Genomic DNA, 18267 nt, shown 5'->3' on the forward strand with positions numbered 1-18267 from the left:
TCGCCGTAGCGCATCTTGGCCCGAACCGCCAGCCCTGTCAGCAATTCCGTTGCCCTGCAAACCCATGACTGGCGCTTCGCCCTGGTGGACGCCGGATGTTCACGCCGACCGCCGGCCGCGGCTGATGGCCCGCAACGCCATAGCTGCCGCCATGCGCGGCTGGTTTGGCGAGCGCGACTTCATCGAGGTCGAGACGGCGGCATTGCAGATTTCGCCCGGCAACGAGGCGCATCTCTCAGCCTTCGCCACCGAGGCGATCGGCGCCGACGGCGCGCGCCGGCCGCTTTATCTCCACACCTCGCCGGAGTTCGCCTGCAAGAAGCTGCTGGCCGCCGGTGAGCGGCGCATCTTCAGCCTGGGCGCCGTCTGGCGCAACCGCGAGCGCGGCCCCTTGCACCATCCCGAATTCACCATGCTGGAATGGTATCGGGTCGGCGAAACCTATGACAGCCTGATGGCCGATTGCGCCGAACTGCTGAAGCTGGCAGCCGAGCGGGCCGGCGCCAAAACCTTCCGCTTTCGCGGCCGCGAGGCCGATCCGTTCGCCGAACCGGAACGCGTGAGCGTGGCGGAAGCTTTTGCGCGTTACGCCGGCATCGATCTTCTTGCCACCGTTTCTGCCGATGGCGGCACAGACCGCGCCGCACTCCATGATGCTCTGGTCAAGGCCGGCCTGCGCACGGCCGACGATGACAACTGGGCCGATTTGTTCAGCCGGGTAATGGTCGAGAAGGTCGAACCGGTGCTGGGGCAGGGGCGGGCCACCATCTTGTACGGCTATCCGATCTCGGAAGCGGCGCTCGCCCGGCCGAGCGCGGAGGACCAGCGCGTGGCCGAGCGCTTCGAGCTCTATTGCTGCGGCGTCGAGCTCGCCAATGCTTTTGGCGAACTGACCGATCCGGCCGAGCAGCGCCGGCGCTTTGCCGCCGAGATGGACGAGAAGGAGCGCGTCTATGGCGAGCGCTATCCGCTGGATGAGGATTTTCTCGCCGCCCTCGCCATCATGCCGCAAGCCAGCGGCTCGGCGCTCGGCTTCGACCGGCTGGTGATGCTGGCAACGGGCGCGACGAGGATCGATGACGTGATCTGGACGCCGGTCGCCACTCCTTGACGGAAATCGGCCTTGGTTAAACTCACAAACCGGTCAAGCCGCGCGTCTGTGGCGGCCGCCGCGGATGGGCTTTGCGGGCCGCTTGGGCGCTATGCCGCAGCGGGACAATTGCCCGTGCGCCATTGCACAAGCCGCATTGGGACAATAGATGGTGCAACAGCCGCTACCGCCCGGCGCGGCTTCAGCCAGGACCACGCGCATGACCGATACATCAGAGGCAGCGAAATTGACCGACCGCGTCGCGGCACTGGTCGAGGCTGCCAAGCGGGCCGGCGCCGACGCCGCCGACGCGGTTGCCGTGCGCGGTCGCTCGATCGGCGTGTCGGTGCGGCTGGGCAAGGTCGAGAACACTGAGGCGTCCGAGGGCGACGATGTCTCGCTGCGCGTCTTCGTCGGCAACCGGGTGGCGAGCGTCTCGGCGACGGCGGCATCGGACCCCAAGGCATTGGCCGAGCGCGCCGTGGCCATGGCCAAAGTCTCGCCCGAGGACCCCTATCAGGGTCTCGCCGATCCGGCTTTGCTGGTTGGCAAGGTGCGCGACCTCGATCTGTTCGACGCCACCGAGGTTTCGGCCGATCAGTTGAAGGAATCGGCCCTTGCCGCCGAGGAAGCGGCCCTTGCAGTCAAGGGTGTCACCAATTCGGCCGGCAGCGGCGCCAGCGCAGGCCTCGGCGGGCTGGTGCTTGCCACGTCGGACGGCTTCGTCGGCCACTATGTCGCGTCGCGCTTTTCGCGTTCGGCCAGCGTGATTGCGGGTGAGGGCACCGGCATGGAGCGCGACTACGAATACTCCTCGAACCAGCATTTTTCCGATCTCGACGCGCCGGAGCTGATCGGCCGCAAGGCCGGCGAGCGCGCCGTGCGCCGCCTCGGCGCCCGCAAGGCGGCGACCGGTCCGGTCAACGTGGTGTTCGATCCGCGCGTCGCGCGCGGCATTGCCGGCCATCTCGCCGGCGCCATCAACGGCGCTTCGGTGGCGCGCAAGACCAGTTTTTTGCGCGAGATGATGGGCAAGCAGGTTGCGTCGGCTGCCATCACCGTCACCGACGAACCGCTGCGGCGTCGCGGTCAGGCCTCGCGCCCGTTCGACGGCGAAGGCGTCGAGGGCGAAAAGCTGTTGATGGTCGAGAACGGCGTGCTGAAGCACTGGTTCCTGTCGACGTCCGCCGCGCGGGAATTGGGGCTGACCACCAACGGACGCGGCGCGCGCAGCGGCTCGTCGGTATCGCCGTCTTCGACCAATCTCGCCATCGAGCCGGGCGACAGGACGCCGGAAGACCTGATCAGGTCGCTGAAATCCGGCTTTTATGTCACCGAAGTGTTCGGCCAGGGCGTCGACATGGTGACCGGCGAATACAGCCGTGGCGCATCCGGCTTCTGGATCGACAATGGTGAGCTTGCCTATCCGGTGGCCGAGGTGACCATCGCCTCCAATTTGAAGACGATGTTCCTCAACATGGTGCCGGCGAGCGATCTTGACCGCGATTTCGGCACCGCCGCACCGACGCTGCTGATCGAAGGAATGACCCTTGCCGGAGCGTGACCCGGTCATATCGGCCGGGGCCTCGGACGACCTCGATCTGCTGCGCGACGTCGCCCGCGAGGCGGGCGCGATCGCCATGCGCTATTTCGGCAAGAACCCGCAAGTGTGGATGAAGGGCGGCACCTCGCCGGTCAGCGAAGCCGACCACGCGGCGGACGCCTATTTGCGCGAGACCCTGCTTGCGGCGCGGCCGGACTATGGCTGGCTATCAGAGGAAACGACTGACGATCCGGCGCGGCTTCTGGCGCGGCGCACCTTTGTCGTCGACCCCATAGACGGCACCCGCGGCTTCCTCGAAGGCCTGCGCTCGTGGTGCGTCAGCGTCGCGGTGGTCGAGAATGGCCGCACGCTCACCGGTGTGCTCGAATGTCCGGCCAAGGGCGAAACCTATTGGGCGCTGCCTGGCCATGGAGCTTTCCGCAACGGCAAGCCGATTGCCGTGCGCGGCCTGGGTAAGACGGTCGAGATCGGCGGGCTGAAGCAGTTGATCGACCTGATGCCGGCGCAATGGCAGGGCCGGGTGCGGCGGGCGGCGCACATTCCCTCTCTCGCCTACCGGCTGGCGATGGTCGCCAACGGCACGCTCGACGCAACCTTCGTCAAGCCCAACGCGCATGACTGGGATATCGCCGCCGCCGATCTCATCTTGCGCGAGGCTGGCGGCGCCGTGCTCGACGGCCATGGCCGCGCGCCGCTTTATGCCGGGGAGATCATCCGTCACGGCGCGCTGGTCGCCGGCAGCGGGCAGTTGCTGACCGTGCTTGCCGGCGTCATTGCCGATACGGAAGCGTGATCGAAGGTTCCAAAGTCGGCAGCTTTGGGCTAGACCTGTCGCAAACTCACAATATGTGAAGGACCGAAATGGCCGCGGAAGACGGAAAGAAACAGCTTTTGCACCTGGTGTTCGGCGGCGAGCTGAAGAAGCTGGGAGGCACCGAGTTCCGCGATCTCGACGCGCTCGACATCGTTGGCGTTTATCCGGACTATCAAACCGCGCACACCGCGTGGAAGGCAAAGGCGCAAGCCAGCGTGGACAATGCCCATATGCGCTATTTCGTCGTCCATCTGCACCGGCTGCTCGACCCTGAAAGCAAGGCCGCCGGTTGACAGCGATGGAGCATGAAGCGGTGAAAGGGCAGCCCACCGGCGCCGCGGTCCGAAGAAGACGCGGCGGCAGTTCGAAGACATTCTGGCGCAAGATCCGCGAGCCGTTGGCGCAGTCGCGAATCGTCAAGAGCATGATCGTCAGCCTGCTCGCCCAGTTCGTCCGCCTGGTGCGCCTGACCAACCGCGTGGTCGAAGGCTCGGCTAAATTTTCAGGCGGCGACTACGCCGAATTCGAACCCGGCATCATCGCGCTCTGGCATGGCCAGCATCTGCTGACCCCAGCCTATTATCCCAAGGGACGGCCGCTGGTCGCCATGGTCTCGCGCAGCGCCGACGCCGAACTCAACGCGCTGATGATCGAAAAATTCGGCATCGAGGCGGTGCGCGGCTCCGGCGGGCGTGAAAGCACGAAGCATCTCGACAAGGGCGGCGCCAAGGCGCTAATTGCCCTGAAAAAGTCACTCGTCGCCGGCAAGAACGTCGCCATGATCGCCGACATTCCCCACGGCACGCCGCGCGACGCGGGGCTTGGTATCGTTCTGCTGGCACGCCTTTCCGGCCGGCCGATCATGCCTGCCGCCATCGCCACCAGCCGCCGCAAGGTGCTGGAAAGGAGCTGGGACAAGACCACCATCAACCTGCCGTTCGGCCGCTCCTCGATCGTCATCGGAACGCCGGTTTTCGTGCCGGCCAATGCCGACGAGGCCGAGATGGAGCGCAAGCGCCAGGAAGTCACGGCCGCGCTCAATGCCGCAACCGCCGAGGCCTATCGGCTCGTGGACGGCAGGCCATGAGCGTCGGCTGGGCGCGCGCCTTCCTGGCGGCCTACCGCCTTGCCGGTGCAGCCGCCTATCCGCTGATGGGTCCCTATGTCGCCTGGCGCACATCGCAGGGCAAGGAAGACCGCAGCCGCAGCCGTGAGCGCTACGGCGTTGCCGGGCGGCCGCGCCCCGAAGGGCCGGTGATCTGGATCCATGCGGCAAGCGTCGGCGAGACCCTTGCGGTCGTGCCGCTGGTGCAAAGCATCCTCGACTACGGTGTCAACATCGTGCTGACGACGGGAACAGTGACCTCGGCGCAGGTTGCCGACGAACGGCTGGGCGACCGCATCATCCACCAATATGTTCCGCTCGACCTCAAGCCGGCCGTCAGCCGCTTTCTCGATCACTGGCGGCCGGACCTGGCTATCATCGCCGAATCCGAGATATGGCCGATGACGATCCTCGAGCTCGGCGCCCGCCACGTGCCGCAGGTGCTGGTCAACGGCCGGCTCTCCGACCGTTCGTTCAAATCCTGGAAGAAGCGCGCCAACATCGCCGAGGCGCTGTTCGAGAACCTCGCACACGTCGTTGCCCAGTCGGATGTCGACGGCGAACGGTTTCGCGCGCTTGGCGCCCGGCCGGTCACCGTGTCCGGCAACCTCAAGGTCGACACCTTGCCGCCGCCGGTCGACGAACGGGCGCTGGCGACGCTGAAGCGCCAGATCGCCGGCCGCCCGACCTGGGCGGCAATTTCGACCCATGACGGCGAGGAGGTGGTCGCGGCGGAAGTCCACGCCACGCTCTACAAGCGCCACCATGGGCTGCTGACGATCATCGTCCCGCGTCATCCCGACCGCGCCGAAGCGCTGGCCGCACAGATTTCCGGCATGGGCCTGAAGCTGGCGCGGCGCAGCAAGGGCGACCGGATCACCGCCGACAGCGATATCCTGCTCGGCGATACGATCGGCGAGATGGGGCTTTATCTCCGGCTGACGGAAATCGCCTTTGTCGGCCGCTCGCTGACCTCGGAAGGCGGCCAGAATCCGCTGGAGCCGGCCATGCTCGACACCGCTGTGCTGGCCGGCCGCAACGTCCAGAATTTTCGCGAGGCCTATCAGCGCCTGCTCGACAGCGGCGGCGCCAAGCTGGTGCGCGACCGCGACATGCTGGCCGGCGCCGTCAATTTCCTGCTGAGCAATGAAGTTGCGCGCCACGAGATGATGGCGGCCGGTGCCGCCACAGTCGACCAGATGCGCGGTGCGCTGGCGCACACGCTGAAGTCGCTCGAGCCTTATATCCAGCCATTGATCGTCAAGTCGCGCCTGAAGGGCGCCGACGGGCGATAGGTGGCGTCGGAAGCACCACCTTTCTGGTGGGAAGCGCCGGACTGGCGGGTCTTTGCGCTGTCGCCGCTATCAGCCGTCTATGGCATCGTCGCCGGCCGCCGCATGCATCGGGCGGTACGTGAAAAGATCGACGCGCCAGTGCTTTGCGTCGGCAACTTCACCGTCGGCGGCAGCGGCAAGACGCCGGTCGCCATCGCGCTGGCCAAGCAGGCCAGGCGCATGCAGCTCAATCCCGGATTCCTGTCGCGCGGCCATGGCGGCTCGTTTGCGCAGCCGCATGTCGTCGATGCCAGTCACGACGCCGCCAAGCATGTCGGCGACGAGCCGCTGCTTCTGGCCGAGCATGCGCCGGTTGCGGTAAGCCCGAACCGCGCCGCCGGCGCCAAGCTGCTCATGGAAGCCCATGGCTGCGATTTCCTGATCATGGATGACGGTTTTCAGAGCGCGCGCATCCATATTGATTATGCGCTGGTCGTCGTCGACGCCCGCTACGGCATCGGCAATGGCCGCGTCATTCCGGGTGGGCCGCTGCGCGCCAACGTCGTCGACCAACTGGTGTTCACCGATGGGCTGTTGAAGATGGGCGAGGGCACCGCCGCCGACCAGGTCGTGCGCCAGGCGGCGCGCGCCGGCCGGCCGATCTTCGAGGCGCATGCTGAACCGGGCGGCAAGGAGCGGTTCGCCGGCCGGCGGTTCCTCGCCTTTGCCGGCATCGGCCATCCCGAAAAATTCTTCGAGACGCTGCGCGGCACGGGCGCGGAAGTGGCGCTGAGCCGGTCGTTTCCGGACCATCATTTTTATGCCCCCGACGAACTCGCCGAACTGGCGGCAACCGCGCGCCGTGAGGGACTGGGCCTCGTGACCACCGCCAAGGACGCAGCCCGGCTGCGCCATGGCGCAGCCTCGGCTGAATTCCTTGGTCAACTCGACGTGCTGGAGATAGACGCCACGTTCGAGCTCGACAATGTGCCGGAGCGGATCATCGATGAGACGCTGGATGCCTGGAGACAGCGCCGGCTGCGAGGGTAGGGCGCTCCCGCGTTGACACAGGATATTTCTCGCCGCTTATCACAATTATAAGTCAGACCGGCTTCAGCGCGGGGGGTGGAATGGTTAGGTTGCGGGCACTCTTTGTGGGCTTTGTTCTTGTGGCGATGGCGAACCCATCTTCGGCGCAGGCACCCACCGCGACCGACAGCGAATTTCTGGTCTCGGTCACCGAAGCGGACGGTGCTACCCACGTTCGGCCCTCAAACATTGTACCGCTTATCCCCGATAGCGCCTGCTTTGAATGGCGCGTACGTCTGGCGCAAGGCGACAGACTGGTATCGGTCACCGAGGTGTTCGCGCTTCCCGCGGAGCCCAGGCAGTGGGGTGGTATCGACGGAAACGAATACAGCTTGAGCAAGCTATCGGGCGATCGAAGGGTCTCCGAGACCACCATGTTCTACAAACCGCAGGACGGATGGATCTCGCATGGGTGGTGCATGGCCGAGGGTGATCCGATCGGGCCGTATTCCATCAAAGTGCTTGTCGGAGATCGGCTTGTTCATAAATTCGACTTTTCGGTCGAAAACGCGCCGGCATCCTCAAAGCCATAGTCCTGCAGGCGTTCCAGGAAAATCAGATCGACGGTGAGCCTTGCTTTCCGGTGTGCCGATCTAGCCCCGGCTGCGCAGGTCCGGATGCGTTTCGATCTCGCGGCGCAGCGAGGCGGCGGCGCTGACATAGGGCTCCTGCCTGGCGACGCTCCAATATTTGAGCTCGTCCAGCGGAATGCTCTCACCGGTCACAGCGCAGCGCACGAATGCGCCGGGGCTGGTGACCTGGAAGTCGCCGTCGAGATAGCGGATCCGGGCTTCCTTGCCGCCAGGGCCTTCGAAGCGGTTCATCATGGGGTGGTGCCAGAGTTCATGCTGATTTCATCGCCATAAATTGCCGGCAAGGTCAAGCTTGACGCAATGCTGAGGCGCTATTGTCGGCTCCAAACCATTCTTATGGGACCGGCATGGACATTTCATCCGCCCGCCTGACTGCGCTGCTGCGCGAGGCCATGATATTGGCAGCGGTGCCGTCGGCGAAGGCCGATCCGGCGAAAGCAGCACTTATAAAGGCGCTGGTGCAGCCGCCGACGCCATCCGGCGCGCCTTTGCAGCCGGCAGCGGCGCCGGCGCTGCAGGCGCTGTTGTCCGCAGCCACCGCAAAGGGGCAGCAGACGGGTTCTGCCGAGGTCCTGCAAGCCTATCTGGCCCTTGCTGAACCTGGCGTCGAGGCGCCCGACGTTTCCGGGCCAATAGCGGCTGCGATAGGCAAGGCGACGCCAGCCAACGACGATGCACAGCGCGGTCTGCCGCTGCCGTCGGCCAAGGCCGAAGATGGCGCTGCCGCAAAGCCCGCAGGACTGCCCTGGTTTGCGCTTCTCGCACCCGTGGTTTCGCCGCAGCGCCGCGCTGCCACCACCGATATGCCAATGAAGCGGGAGCAGGCGACGTCTGGGCCGAATGATGCGGCCCAGCCGCAAGGCCGACGGCAGACGCGTGTCGGTCTGATGGCGCTGGCAACCGGGTTTCTGGCCGTCGCCATTGTCGGGCTAGCCCTGCTGGTGCTTCGCTGAGCACCGAACGATCGCCGCTATCGCTCGGCTTCGAGGAATGCTTCCATCTTGTCCATCGCCAGCCCCGCCTCGACAGCGATACGGCGTGAAAGTTCGGCGGCAGCCGTGCGTGGCCGCCCCAGCGGCCGGTCGAGCCAGTACGACACCGGGTTCAGCGCCGTGCGCTCGTCAACGGCGACGATGCGGCCTGCCTCCAACTGGTGTCCGCTCAGCGGTGGCCGCGCCAGCGCGATGCCGAGCCCGTAAGCTGCGGCGTCGAGCACCAGATTGTAGTCCTCGAAGCGGCGATCCTGCGGGCGCGGGCGGTAGTCCATCCCTTGCGCGGCAAACCAGGCACGCCACCCCGAAGCGTCGGAATCGTTGATCAGCGGAAATTTGAGCAGCCGGGCCGGGTCGCCGCGACCGATCTCGTGGGCAAGGCCGGGCGCGGCGACGGGAAAGACATGTTCCTCGAACAGCTTCACCGAGATGCGGCCCGGAATGCCGCCGCGGCCGCAGCGGACCGACAGGTCGATGCCTTCATCGGCAAGGTCGGCCTGGCGGATGTCGACGTCGAGGACGATGCGCAGCTTGGTGGGATTGTTCTCCAGCGCCGCCATGCGTGGCATCAGCCACAGCCCGCTGACGGAGGGTATCGAGGTCAGCCGCACCACGGCGGTTCCGCGCGGCTCGACCCAGCGGTCGGAATGGCTGGAGATCAGCGCAAAGGCTTCCGCCGTGCGCAGATGCAGGCGGTTGCCCTCGATGGTCAGCGAGACGCCGCGCGCGCCGCGGTCGAACACTTTCAGGCCCAGCCAGTCTTCCAGCTTGGCGATCTGCCGGCTGACGGCGCCGTGGGTGATGTTGAGCTTCTCGGCCGCGGCCGAAAAGCTCCCCGTTCGCGCCGCCGCATCGAAGGCGCGCAGGGTCTCGAGCGGCACCATTGTGTCTGAGCTGTGATCCACAGTCACAGGTGATCCTCGATTTGATCGTTTGTCAACCGCGCCGAAAAGGCGCTTTCTGCCTTTCAATACTCTGGGAACCCGAGGACAGGCAGATGAGCGCAACGACCAGCACGTCGAATCCGACACAGCGGATGGACACCACGGCGGCCATCGCCGTGGCGTTGACGGTGGTTGGCTGGGCCTCGGCCTTTCCGGCGATCCGTGCCGGCCTCGCCGCATTCGGGCCGCTGGAACTCGGTGCGCTGCGCTTTGCCATTGCCGCGGTGCCGGCGGCGATCTGTCTTGCCGTCAAGCGCCCGGCGCTGCCGAGGCTCGACGAAGTGTGGCGCCTGGTCTTTGGCGGCGCCATCTTCGTCGCGCTCTACACTGTCATGCTCAATTTCGGCGAATTGACGGTTTCGGCGGGTGCCGCCGGTTTCATCATCAATGTCAGCCCGATCTTCACCGCCATCCTGGCAATGGCATTGCTCGGCGAGCGCTTCTCAAGCTGGGCCTGGTTCGGCACGGCGATTTCTTTCGCCGGCATCGGCATCATCGCTGTGGCTGACGGCAATGGCTTGAGTTTCGACACCGGCGCGCTGCTGGTTCTTGGCTCCGCGCTGTGCTCGGCCGTCAACACGATCGTCCAGAAGCCGCTCTTTGCCCGCCATCACCCGCTGACCATTTCGGCCTCGAACATGATCCTTGGCGCGCTTTGCCTGGCACCCTTTCTGCCGAGCGGCTTTGCGCAGGCCGCGGTCGCCAACACGGCCGGTATCGGCGCCGTGATCTTTCTTGGCATCGTGCCCAGCCTGATCGCCTATGCCGCCTGGGCAACCGCACTGTCGCGTCTTCCGGCAGCGCGCGCCTCGAACTTCCTCTATCTGGTCTCGCCCATGTCGGCCCTGATCGGCTTCTTCTGGCTGGGCGAAGTGCCGACACTGCTCGGTCTCCTCGGCGGCGCGCTGGCGCTCGGCGGCGTCATCGTGGTGAATTTGAAGCGTTAAAACAAAAAGTTGGAACCGTTTCCGGACTCAAACCGGGAGCCGTATCCGCCAGCTGCAGACACCCGGAGGAAGGACCGTTATGGTGAGTTGCCTGGCTGGGGGATGGAATGGGAAAACTGTTCATATCGGCAATCTTTTGCGTTTTGCTGCTGACCGGGAAAGCCGTCGCTGGCTGGTACCAGGTCGAAAACTACGAAGGGTCCATCGGGCCTAATCCAGTCCATCTGTCACTGCAGAGATATGGCAGTTTCGGCAGCGGGATTACGGTCGAAGGAAGCTATTTCTACGACGCGAAGCAAAGCCCGATAGCGGTGTACGGCAAGATCAGTGGCACCAGCGTCTTCCTTTGCGAGATTGCGGACGACAGGGAGTTCGACCGGGTGCTGGTCATGGGATCGAAAACGCCCGTTGGCACCACCGGATGTCCGTTTTCTCTCGACCTTGGCGAAAGCGGCGCAACAGGGACTTGGAGCAAGGGCTCGGACAAGTTCCCGATCACGCTGAAGAAGGTCGCAAGCCTCGACGATACCGGTGAGGCGAAGGTTGACGGCACCGTCGAGATTCCCTTCTGGGCGCAGACAGCAACCCACAGATTTGCCGGGGTCTACGAGAAAGCGGGCTTTCTCGTCTGCATGAATAAGCTGCGGGTCATCGATAAGAAGAAAAAGAAGGTCGTTCAGGAGATCGCTTTCGATGACGACGATTGCGATGCCGGCATGCTGATGACTCCCATCTACATGAATGTTCAAAAACAGGTTGGGAGAAGCTTCGAGACAATCTCCGTGAATTTTCGCGGCGGTAGCGCCTGGTTACTCACGGGATTACGTTTTCTCTCATAGGTTCAAGGATTATCGCCTGTTGGTGAATTGAGCGTGTGGCCTGACCTGGCTTGTGCTCACCGCCGCCCAAACAGCCGCTCTATGTCGGCGAGCTTGAGTTCGATATAGGTCGGGCGGCCGTGGTTGCAGGTGCCGGAGCCCGGCGTTGCTTCCATCTGGCGCAGCAGCGCGTTCATCTCCTCAGGCTTGAGCAGGCGGCCGGAGCGGACCGAGCCGTGGCAGGCCATAGTCGCGGCGATCTTGTCCAGTCGTTCCTTCAGCGTCTCGATCGTGTCGTTGTCGGCGATCTCGTCGGCAAGATCACGCACCAATTGCTGGACATTGGTTTCGCCGAGCATCGACGGCGTCTCGCGCACCGCCACCGCGCCGGGACCGAAACGCTCAATGGCGAGGCCGAACCGGGCCAGCGTTTCGGAATGCATGGCCAGCCGCTCGGCGTCCTCCTCCGGCAGGTCGACGATCTCCGGCAGAAGCAGCATCTGCGAGGGCACCGCGCGCGAGTGCAGGGCATTCTTCAGCGCCTCGTAGACCAGCCGCTCATGCGCCGCGTGCTGGTCGACGATGACAAGCGAATCCCTGGTCTGGGCGACGATGTAGTTCTCGTGCACCTGCGCGCGGGCGGCGCCCAGCGCGGTGCCGAGCAGCGTCTCGGCCGGCTCGGCTAAGCCGGCACGCGCATCGGCGCTGGCGAGCGGACCGGCGTCGAATGCAGCCTGGTCGTTTTCGCGGAAGCCGGCGCCGTCAAATCCCATATCCAGCGGCCGCTGTGGCGAGCGGTCAAAGCCCGAAAAGCCCGAGGCCCGGTAGGCCGCGTCATAACTGCGATGACCGTTGGCAGGACCCGCATGGGCGTAGGAGGCGGCTCCCGGCCGGAACGCCGCCACCATCCCGGCGGCCCCGCTGGTGGCGGCGCGGATGCCGGCATTGGCCAGCGCCTCGCGAATGGCGCCGACGATCAGCCCGCGCACCAGGCCGGGGTCGCGAAAGCGCACATCGGCCTTGGCTGGGTGGACGTTGACGTCGACGGTCGCCGGATCGAGCGTCAGGAACAGCACGGTCACCGCGTGCCGGTCGCGCGGCAGCACATCGGCGAAAGCGCCGCGAATGGCGCCGGCAATCAGCTTGTCGCGCACTGGCCGGCCGTTGACATAGGCATATTGCTGCAACGCGTTGGCGCGGGTGAAGGACGGGATCGAGACGTGGCCGGTCAGGTGCACGCCGTCCCGGCTGGCGTCGATAGCGATGGAATTGTCGGGAAACTCGGCGCCCATGACTTGCGCGACGCGGCGCAGGCTGCCTTCCGCCGTGTCGTCGGTCGCCGGCAATTCCAGCGTCGAGCGGTCCGAGCCGGCGAGCGTAAAGCGCACGGCGGGGAAGGCGATAGCGATGCGCTTGAGCACGTCGCTGGTGGCGGAGCTTTCGGCGCGCTCGCCCTTCATGAATTTGAGCCGGGCCGGCGTGGCGAAGAACAGGTCGCGCACCTCGACGGTGGTGCCGCGGTTGGCCGCCGCCGGTTTGACCGCCGAAACGCGGCCGCCTTCGATGGCGATCTCGGCTGCAGCGTCGCCTGCGGCCGTGCGCGAGCGAACCGACAGTCGCGACACCGAACCAATCGACGGCAATGCCTCGCCACGGAACCCGAGCGAGCGGATATCGCGAATGTTGTCGGCAAGTTTCGAGGTGCAGTGGCGCGCAATGGCCAGCGCCAGTTCCTGTTCGGGGATACCGGAGCCGTCATCGGTGACGCGGATCAGGTTCAGCCCGCCGCCGGCAGTGACGACCTCGACGCGGGAGGCGCCGGCGTCGAGCGCGTTTTCGACCAGTTCCTTCACCACGCTCGCCGGACGCTCGATGACTTCGCCGGCGGCGATCTGGTTGATCATCGTTTCGGAAAGCTGGCGAATGGGCATGGGGGTATTATAGGCGGATTCGAAGGGTGTGCGGAAGGCTTCAATGAATGCCGGACATTGGAGACGCCAGCGGGACAGCACCCCCCTCTGGCCTGCCGGCCATCTCCCCCGCAAGGAGGGAGATCAGATGTCACGACGGCTTTCGCCAATCTTCAATGCTTGAAGGGTGACGCGACATATGAACTGCCAATCTCCCCCCTTGGGGGGGAGATGTCCGGCAGGACAGAGGGGGGTGTGAAGGAACTCCGCGATAGTGACTACGCTGCAACCGATTTCAAGCCTGCGCCGCCAGCCAGTCCCTGACTTTCCGCGCATTCTCGCTCAACTCCCGGTTCTTCGGCCAAACCACATAGAACGCCTTGCCGGTTCTCAGCACATGGTCGGTCACCGGCACCAGCAGCCCCGACGCCAGGAGCCGTTCGGCCAGATGCCGCCAGCCGAGCGCGATGCCCTGGCCCTCCATGACGCCCTGGATCACTAGGCCGTAATCGTTGATGCGCAGGCCGCGCGCGGTGTTGTCGAGCCTGCCGCCCGCAGACTGGAACCATTCGTCCCAGCTAGCCGCCTCGCGGTAGGGCTCCTCGAGGTGGATCAGGCGATGCGTCGCCAGCTCCGCGACGCTCCTTGGCATGCCGAATTTCGCGAGATAGCTGGCGCCAACCACCGGAAAAATCTCCTCGTCCGCCAGCGGCAGCGAATGATAATCGGCCCAGTCGCGCGGTTCGCCGCCGCGAACGGCGAGCGGGATGCCCTCGGCGATGATGTCGAGATCACGGTCGGCGGTCTGGATGCGCAAGTCGATGCCCGGCAGTTCGTCGCGGAACTGCTGCAGGCGCGGCATCATCCAGAACGAGCCGAAGGCGGTCGACGCCGCCAGCGTGACATGGCCGCCGCTCGCCTGCAGGCGCAGATCCTCGGCCGATTTGCGGATATGCGACAGACCGAGCGAGACGTCGGCATGGAAGCGTTCGCCCGCTTCTGTCAGGACGACCTGGCGGTGGCGGCGCTGGAACAGCTGCGCGCTAAGCTGTTCCTCCAACCCGCGCACCGCATAAGAGACGGCGGCCTGCGTCATGCCGAGCTCGCGCCCGGCAGCGGTGAAGCTCGACAGCCGGCCCGCCGCCTCGAAGACGATCAGGCTGCCGGCCGAGGGCAGGAGGTGGCGCAGGCTTCGCATAAGCTGAGCTTATACAAGAGATCAGGATTTTCCAGCATCACATCCATATTTCCTCTCGCTAACTTGGTTGGACGGAATGAGGAGGCTCCATGAACGCACCGGCCACTGAACTGACCGAGCAAACCCACCGCCGCGGCGGCGGTCGCCTCGGACGCAAGGCGCTGAGGAGCGCCCCCGTCACCTCGTTCCCGACGCTGGTCCGCGAGATTCCCACCTACCAGATGGTCCCGGACGAGGCGGTGGAACTGATCCACCAGGAGTCACTCGCCATCCTCGAAGAGGTCGGTTGCGAGTTCCGCGACGACGAGGCGATCGCCATGTGGAAGGCGGCGGGCGCCGACGTGTCCGAGACACGCGTCCGCATCGACCGCGGCCTGCTGATGGAACTGGTCGCGAAGGTTCCGTCCGAGTTCACCCTCAATGCGCGCAATCCCGAGCGCACCGTGAGCGTCGGCGGCAAGAACTCCATCTTCGCGCCGATGTATGGCGCGCCTTACGTGCGCGACCTCGACAACAACCGGCGTTATGGCACGCTTGAAGACCTCAACAATTTTCACAAGCTCGCCTACATGGCCCCGGCGCTGCATTCGTCGAGTTCAATCATCTGCGAGCCGATGGAGATCGCGGTGCCGAAACGGCATCTCCACATCATCCATTCGGCGCTGAAGCACTCCGACAAGCCGTTCATGGGCATCGTTACTTCCAAAGATCGCGCCGAAGACACGATGGCGATGGCGGGCATCGTCTTCGGCGAGGAGTTCGTCCGCGACAACCCGGTCCTGGTGTCGATCACCAACTGCAACTCGCCGCTGGTGTGGGACGCCACCATGCTGGACGCGATGAAGGTCTACGCGCGCAGCAATCAGCCGCTGATCCTGGCGCCCTTTGCGCTGTGCGGCGCATCGACTTCGGCCTCGGCCGTCGGCGCGGTGGCGCAGGTCAATGCCGAAGCATTGGCCGGTGTCGCTTTCACCCAGCTGCTGCGTCCTGGTTCGCCGCAAATCTACGGCCAGTTCATGGTGACGGTCGACATGAAGACCGGCGCGCCGATGGGCGGCACACCGGAAGCCGCCCAGATGATGTATCTGATGGGCGCGCTGGCGCGGAAATACAAACTGCCCTGGCGAACCTCCGGCTTCCATGTCGGCTCCAAGCTCAACGACGCCCAGGCCGGCTATGAATCCAACATGCTGATGCATGCCGCCATCCTCGCCGGCGCCAATTATATTTGGCACTCCGCCGGCTGGTTGGAGGCCGGGCTGACCTGCGGCTATTCGAAATTCGCCACCGACTGCGAGCAGCTTGTCGGCTGGTACAAATATGCCGGCGGCCTGCCGTTCGACGACTTCAAGGAGGCCATGGCGGCGATCCGCGAGGTCGGGCCGCAGGGCCATTTCCTCGGCACCCAGCACACGCTCGATCATTACGAGTCGGCATTCTTCATACCCACCATCATGGACTTCAACTCCTACGAACAATGGAAGGCCGGAGGGGCGAAGGATCACGATACGCGCGGCCGCGAGAAAGCCCGCAACATGCTGGCCGACTATGAAGAGCCGAAGCTCGATGAGGGCATTGCCGAGGGCCTCAGGGACTTTATCGCGCAGCGCGAAGAGAGGCTGCCCGACAGCGTTAGCTAAGAGAACGACGAATGAGTTGATAAACGGGCGAAGACCCGATGGGAACCGCAAGGGAGAAAGACATGACACTTTTCAAAAGCAATGGCGATCGCGTGCCAACCGCCATCGAGGCGCTGGCGCAAGAGACGCGTGCTGGCCGCATGGACCGGCGCGAGTTTCTAGCATTGGCAAGTGCGTTCGGCGCATCGACGGCGCTGGCCTACGGCATGATCGGCCTTGCCGCGCCGGGACAGGCTTTTGCCGAGGAGCCGAAGAAGGGCGGCACGCTGCACATATCGATGTCGGTCAAGGCCCAAAAAGATCCGCGCACCTATGACTGGGTGGAACTCGCCAACATCTCGCGCTGCTGGCTGGAGCCGCTGGTCCGCTACACCAGGGAATTCACCTTCGAGCCAGTGCTGCTCGAAAGCTGGGACATCAATGACGACGCCACGGAATACACGTTGCATGTGCGCAAGGGCATCACCTGGAACAATGGCGATGCTTTCAACGCCGATGACGTGGTCTTCAATGTTACCCGCTGGTGCGAGAAGAAGGTCGCCGGCAACTCCATGGCCGCTCGCGTCGGCGGGCTGATCGACGAAAAGTCGGGCAAGGCTAGGGAAGGCGCGATCGCCAAGGTCGACGACAATACGGTCAAGCTGACGCTCAGCGCGCCCGACATTTCGCTGATCCCGAACCTCACCGATTATCCCGCGCTCGTCGTCCACCGCAATTTCGACGCCGAAGGCGCCGACCCGGTCAAGAAGCCGATCGGCACGGGCCCGTTCGAACTGGTCTCCTACGATGTCGGCCAGAAGGCGGTGGTCAAGCGTCGTGAAAACGGCAAGTGGTGGGGTGGTGAAGCGCCGCTCGACAGCGTCGAGTTCATCGACTACGGCACCGACTTCAACGCTTCGATCAACGCCTTCGAATCCGGCGAGATAGACCTCAATTTCGAGACGCCGGCCGACTTCATCGACATCCTGGATAAGATGGGGCTGGAGAAGTCCGAGGTTGCGACGGCAACCACGCTGGTTGCCCGCACGAACGTTACCCACAAGCCCTATGACGACCAGCGGGTGCGCAACGCGCTGCAGATGGCGGTCGACAACAATGCGGTGCTGGAACTCGGCTATGCCGGGCGAGGGACGGTCGGTGAAAACCACCATGTCAGCCCTATCCATCCTGAATATTTCGCGCTGCCCAAGAAGACGCGCGACGCGGCCGGCGCCAAGAAGCTGATGGCGGACGCAGGGCAGGCCGATTTCGAGCACGAGCTGATCACCGTCGAGGACGATTGGCAGAAGAACACCGGCGACGCGATTGCGGGCCAGCTGCGCGACGCCGGCATCAAGGTGAAGCGCACGGTGCTGCCGGGCTCGACCTTCTGGAACGACTGGACGAAGTATCCCTATTCGATGACCATCTGGTACATGCGCCCGCTTGGCGTCCAGGTGCTGGCGCTTGGCTATCGCACCGGCGAAGCCTGGAATGAATCGGCCTATTCCAACCCGGACTTCGACGCCAAGCTGAAGCAGGCGCTGTCGCTGATCGACGTGGAGAAACGGCGTGAGGTGATGAAGGATGTCGAGCAGATCCTGCAGGATTCCGGCGTCATCATTCAACCCTTCTGGCAGAAGCTCTACAGCCACATGAACAAGAAGGTGAAGAACTACGGCGTCCACCAGACCTTCGAGATGGACCTGCAGAACGTCTGGCTGGATGGCTGAGACGGTGCAGCCGGGGCTTCATGAGCCGCAAAAAAGCCGATATGCAGGATGTCTGGTATTGCCGCCTTGCCGCCAAACGTCCGGAGATCCTGCATGAAACCGATAGTGCTTGCCGCTGTCTTTTCGATTGCCTTGCCTGCGACGGTGCTGGCCGGGCCGGCTTCCAACGCCGTGAAGTTCTTTTATCTGCCCGAGGTGAAATTCGAGGGAGATGCAAAGTACCGCGACCGCTTCACCGAGCCGGTGACCAAGCTGTTCGATCTCAACGACCAGGCAACGAAGAACAAGCCCGACGAAGTCGCCTGCCTCGACTTCGATCCCGGCCTCGACGCGCAGGATTTCGACCAGAAGTCGATTGCCAAGACATTGAAGCTGGCCGAGACCGTCAATGGCGATACGGCCGAAGTCACCGCCACCTTCAGCCTTTTTGCGGAAGGCGATGATTCCAAACGCGAAATGCTGTGGTCGCTGAAGAAAATCGACGGCAAATGGAAGGTAGCCGACATCACCTCCAAGACCAGCAGCTGGACGCTGAGCGCGCTGGAATGCATGCCCGACAAAGCGCCGGAGTGATCCC

The 18267-nt window shown here is 64.5% G+C and carries 18 protein-coding genes; 14 read left to right on the forward strand and 4 right to left on the reverse strand.

All coding sequences use genetic code 11. From position 1 onward, the window contains the following. Positions 1 to 64: 64 nt before the first annotated feature. The 8 genes from epmA to NKJ57_RS08930 all read left to right on the forward strand — a co-directional run bounded on the left by epmA (position 65) and on the right by NKJ57_RS08930 (position 7469). Positions 65 to 1111, forward strand: coding sequence for an EF-P lysine aminoacylase EpmA (epmA, locus tag NKJ57_RS08895; RefSeq protein WP_023697667.1), 1047 nt, complete (start codon positions 65 to 67; stop codon positions 1109 to 1111). A gap of 199 nt (positions 1112 to 1310) precedes the next feature. Beyond that, positions 1311 to 2654, forward strand: coding sequence for a TldD/PmbA family protein (locus NKJ57_RS08900; RefSeq protein ID WP_352510786.1), 1344 nt, complete (start codon positions 1311 to 1313; stop codon positions 2652 to 2654). After that, entirely contained in the window at positions 2641 to 3447 is an 807-nt protein-coding gene (locus NKJ57_RS08905; protein ID WP_352510785.1) for a 3'(2'),5'-bisphosphate nucleotidase CysQ, read from the forward strand. Before NKJ57_RS08900 ends, NKJ57_RS08905 begins: the two co-directional genes overlap by 14 nt. Positions 3448 to 3515: 68 nt before the next feature. Then, positions 3516 to 3761, forward strand: coding sequence for a DUF4170 domain-containing protein (locus NKJ57_RS08910; RefSeq protein ID WP_023682943.1), 246 nt, complete (start codon positions 3516 to 3518; stop codon positions 3759 to 3761). A gap of 5 nt (positions 3762 to 3766) precedes the next feature. After that, positions 3767 to 4555 (forward strand): lysophospholipid acyltransferase family protein, encoded by a 789-nt coding sequence (locus NKJ57_RS08915; protein ID WP_023682942.1) that lies wholly within the window; start codon positions 3767 to 3769, stop codon positions 4553 to 4555. Further along, entirely contained in the window at positions 4552 to 5868 is a 1317-nt protein-coding gene (waaA, locus tag NKJ57_RS08920; RefSeq protein ID WP_023689593.1) for a lipid IV(A) 3-deoxy-D-manno-octulosonic acid transferase, read from the forward strand. The genes NKJ57_RS08915 and waaA overlap by 4 nt, the downstream gene beginning before the upstream one ends. After that, positions 5869 to 6897: a tetraacyldisaccharide 4'-kinase gene (lpxK, locus tag NKJ57_RS08925; protein WP_023742950.1), complete on the forward strand. Its 1029-nt coding sequence runs from the start codon at positions 5869 to 5871 to the stop codon at positions 6895 to 6897. It abuts the gene before it with no gap. 89 nt (positions 6898 to 6986) lie between these two features. Continuing rightward, positions 6987 to 7469, forward strand: a complete 483-nt coding sequence (locus NKJ57_RS08930) for a PM0630 family protein (RefSeq protein WP_155922435.1) — start codon at positions 6987 to 6989, stop codon at positions 7467 to 7469. A 60-nt stretch (positions 7470 to 7529) separates the two neighbouring features. Here NKJ57_RS08930 and NKJ57_RS08935 read toward each other — a convergent pair whose 3' ends face one another. After that, positions 7530 to 7763, reverse strand: coding sequence for a DUF2093 domain-containing protein (locus tag NKJ57_RS08935; protein ID WP_023671580.1), 234 nt, complete (start codon positions 7761 to 7763; stop codon positions 7530 to 7532). Between the two features lie 113 nt (positions 7764 to 7876). On the opposite strand from NKJ57_RS08935, the gene NKJ57_RS08940 reads away from it, so the two are divergent. After that, positions 7877 to 8482: a hypothetical protein gene (locus NKJ57_RS08940; RefSeq protein WP_352510784.1), complete on the forward strand. Its 606-nt coding sequence runs from the start codon at positions 7877 to 7879 to the stop codon at positions 8480 to 8482. 17 nt (positions 8483 to 8499) lie between these two features. On the opposite strand, the gene NKJ57_RS08945 is transcribed toward NKJ57_RS08940, so the two are convergent. Further along, positions 8500 to 9405 (reverse strand): LysR family transcriptional regulator, encoded by a 906-nt coding sequence (locus tag NKJ57_RS08945; RefSeq protein ID WP_352510931.1) that lies wholly within the window; start codon positions 9403 to 9405, stop codon positions 8500 to 8502. 113 nt (positions 9406 to 9518) lie between these two features. Between NKJ57_RS08945 and NKJ57_RS08950 the strand changes: the two genes are divergently transcribed. Next, complete coding sequence (locus tag NKJ57_RS08950; protein ID WP_352510783.1) at positions 9519 to 10412, forward strand: DMT family transporter; 894 nt, start codon at positions 9519 to 9521, stop codon at positions 10410 to 10412. Between the two features lie 107 nt (positions 10413 to 10519). Beyond that, positions 10520 to 11251 carry a hypothetical protein gene (locus tag NKJ57_RS08955; RefSeq protein WP_352510782.1) on the forward strand — a complete coding sequence of 244 codons (732 nt, stop codon included), beginning with the start codon at positions 10520 to 10522 and terminating at the stop codon, positions 11249 to 11251. 56 nt (positions 11252 to 11307) lie between these two features. Here the strand turns inward: NKJ57_RS08955 and mutL are convergent, their stop codons facing one another. After that, positions 11308 to 13161 carry a DNA mismatch repair endonuclease MutL gene (gene mutL, locus NKJ57_RS08960; protein ID WP_023739251.1) on the reverse strand — a complete coding sequence of 618 codons (1854 nt, stop codon included), beginning with the start codon at positions 13159 to 13161 and terminating at the stop codon, positions 11308 to 11310. Positions 13162 to 13435: 274 nt separating this feature from the next. After that, entirely contained in the window at positions 13436 to 14338 is a 903-nt protein-coding gene (locus tag NKJ57_RS08965) for a LysR substrate-binding domain-containing protein (RefSeq protein ID WP_023671586.1), read from the reverse strand. A gap of 89 nt (positions 14339 to 14427) precedes the next feature. On the opposite strand from NKJ57_RS08965, the gene NKJ57_RS08970 reads away from it, so the two are divergent. From NKJ57_RS08970 to NKJ57_RS08980, 3 genes are all read left to right on the forward strand, one after another. Beyond that, the gene (locus NKJ57_RS08970; RefSeq protein WP_352510781.1) at positions 14428 to 15978 is read left to right on the forward strand and encodes a trimethylamine methyltransferase family protein; all 1551 of its coding nucleotides are present in this window, start codon (positions 14428 to 14430) and stop codon (positions 15976 to 15978) included. A gap of 62 nt (positions 15979 to 16040) precedes the next feature. Beyond that, entirely contained in the window at positions 16041 to 17690 is a 1650-nt protein-coding gene (locus tag NKJ57_RS08975) for an ABC transporter substrate-binding protein (protein ID WP_023734228.1), read from the forward strand. Between the two features lie 93 nt (positions 17691 to 17783). Further along, on the forward strand, positions 17784 to 18263 hold the full coding sequence (locus tag NKJ57_RS08980; protein ID WP_023671589.1) for a DUF3828 domain-containing protein: 480 nt from the start codon (positions 17784 to 17786) through the stop codon (positions 18261 to 18263). Positions 18264 to 18267 lie beyond the last annotated feature (4 nt).

Source organism: Mesorhizobium sp. M0077 (assembly GCF_040322955.1).
Classification (GTDB): Bacteria; Pseudomonadota; Alphaproteobacteria; order Rhizobiales; family Rhizobiaceae; genus Mesorhizobium.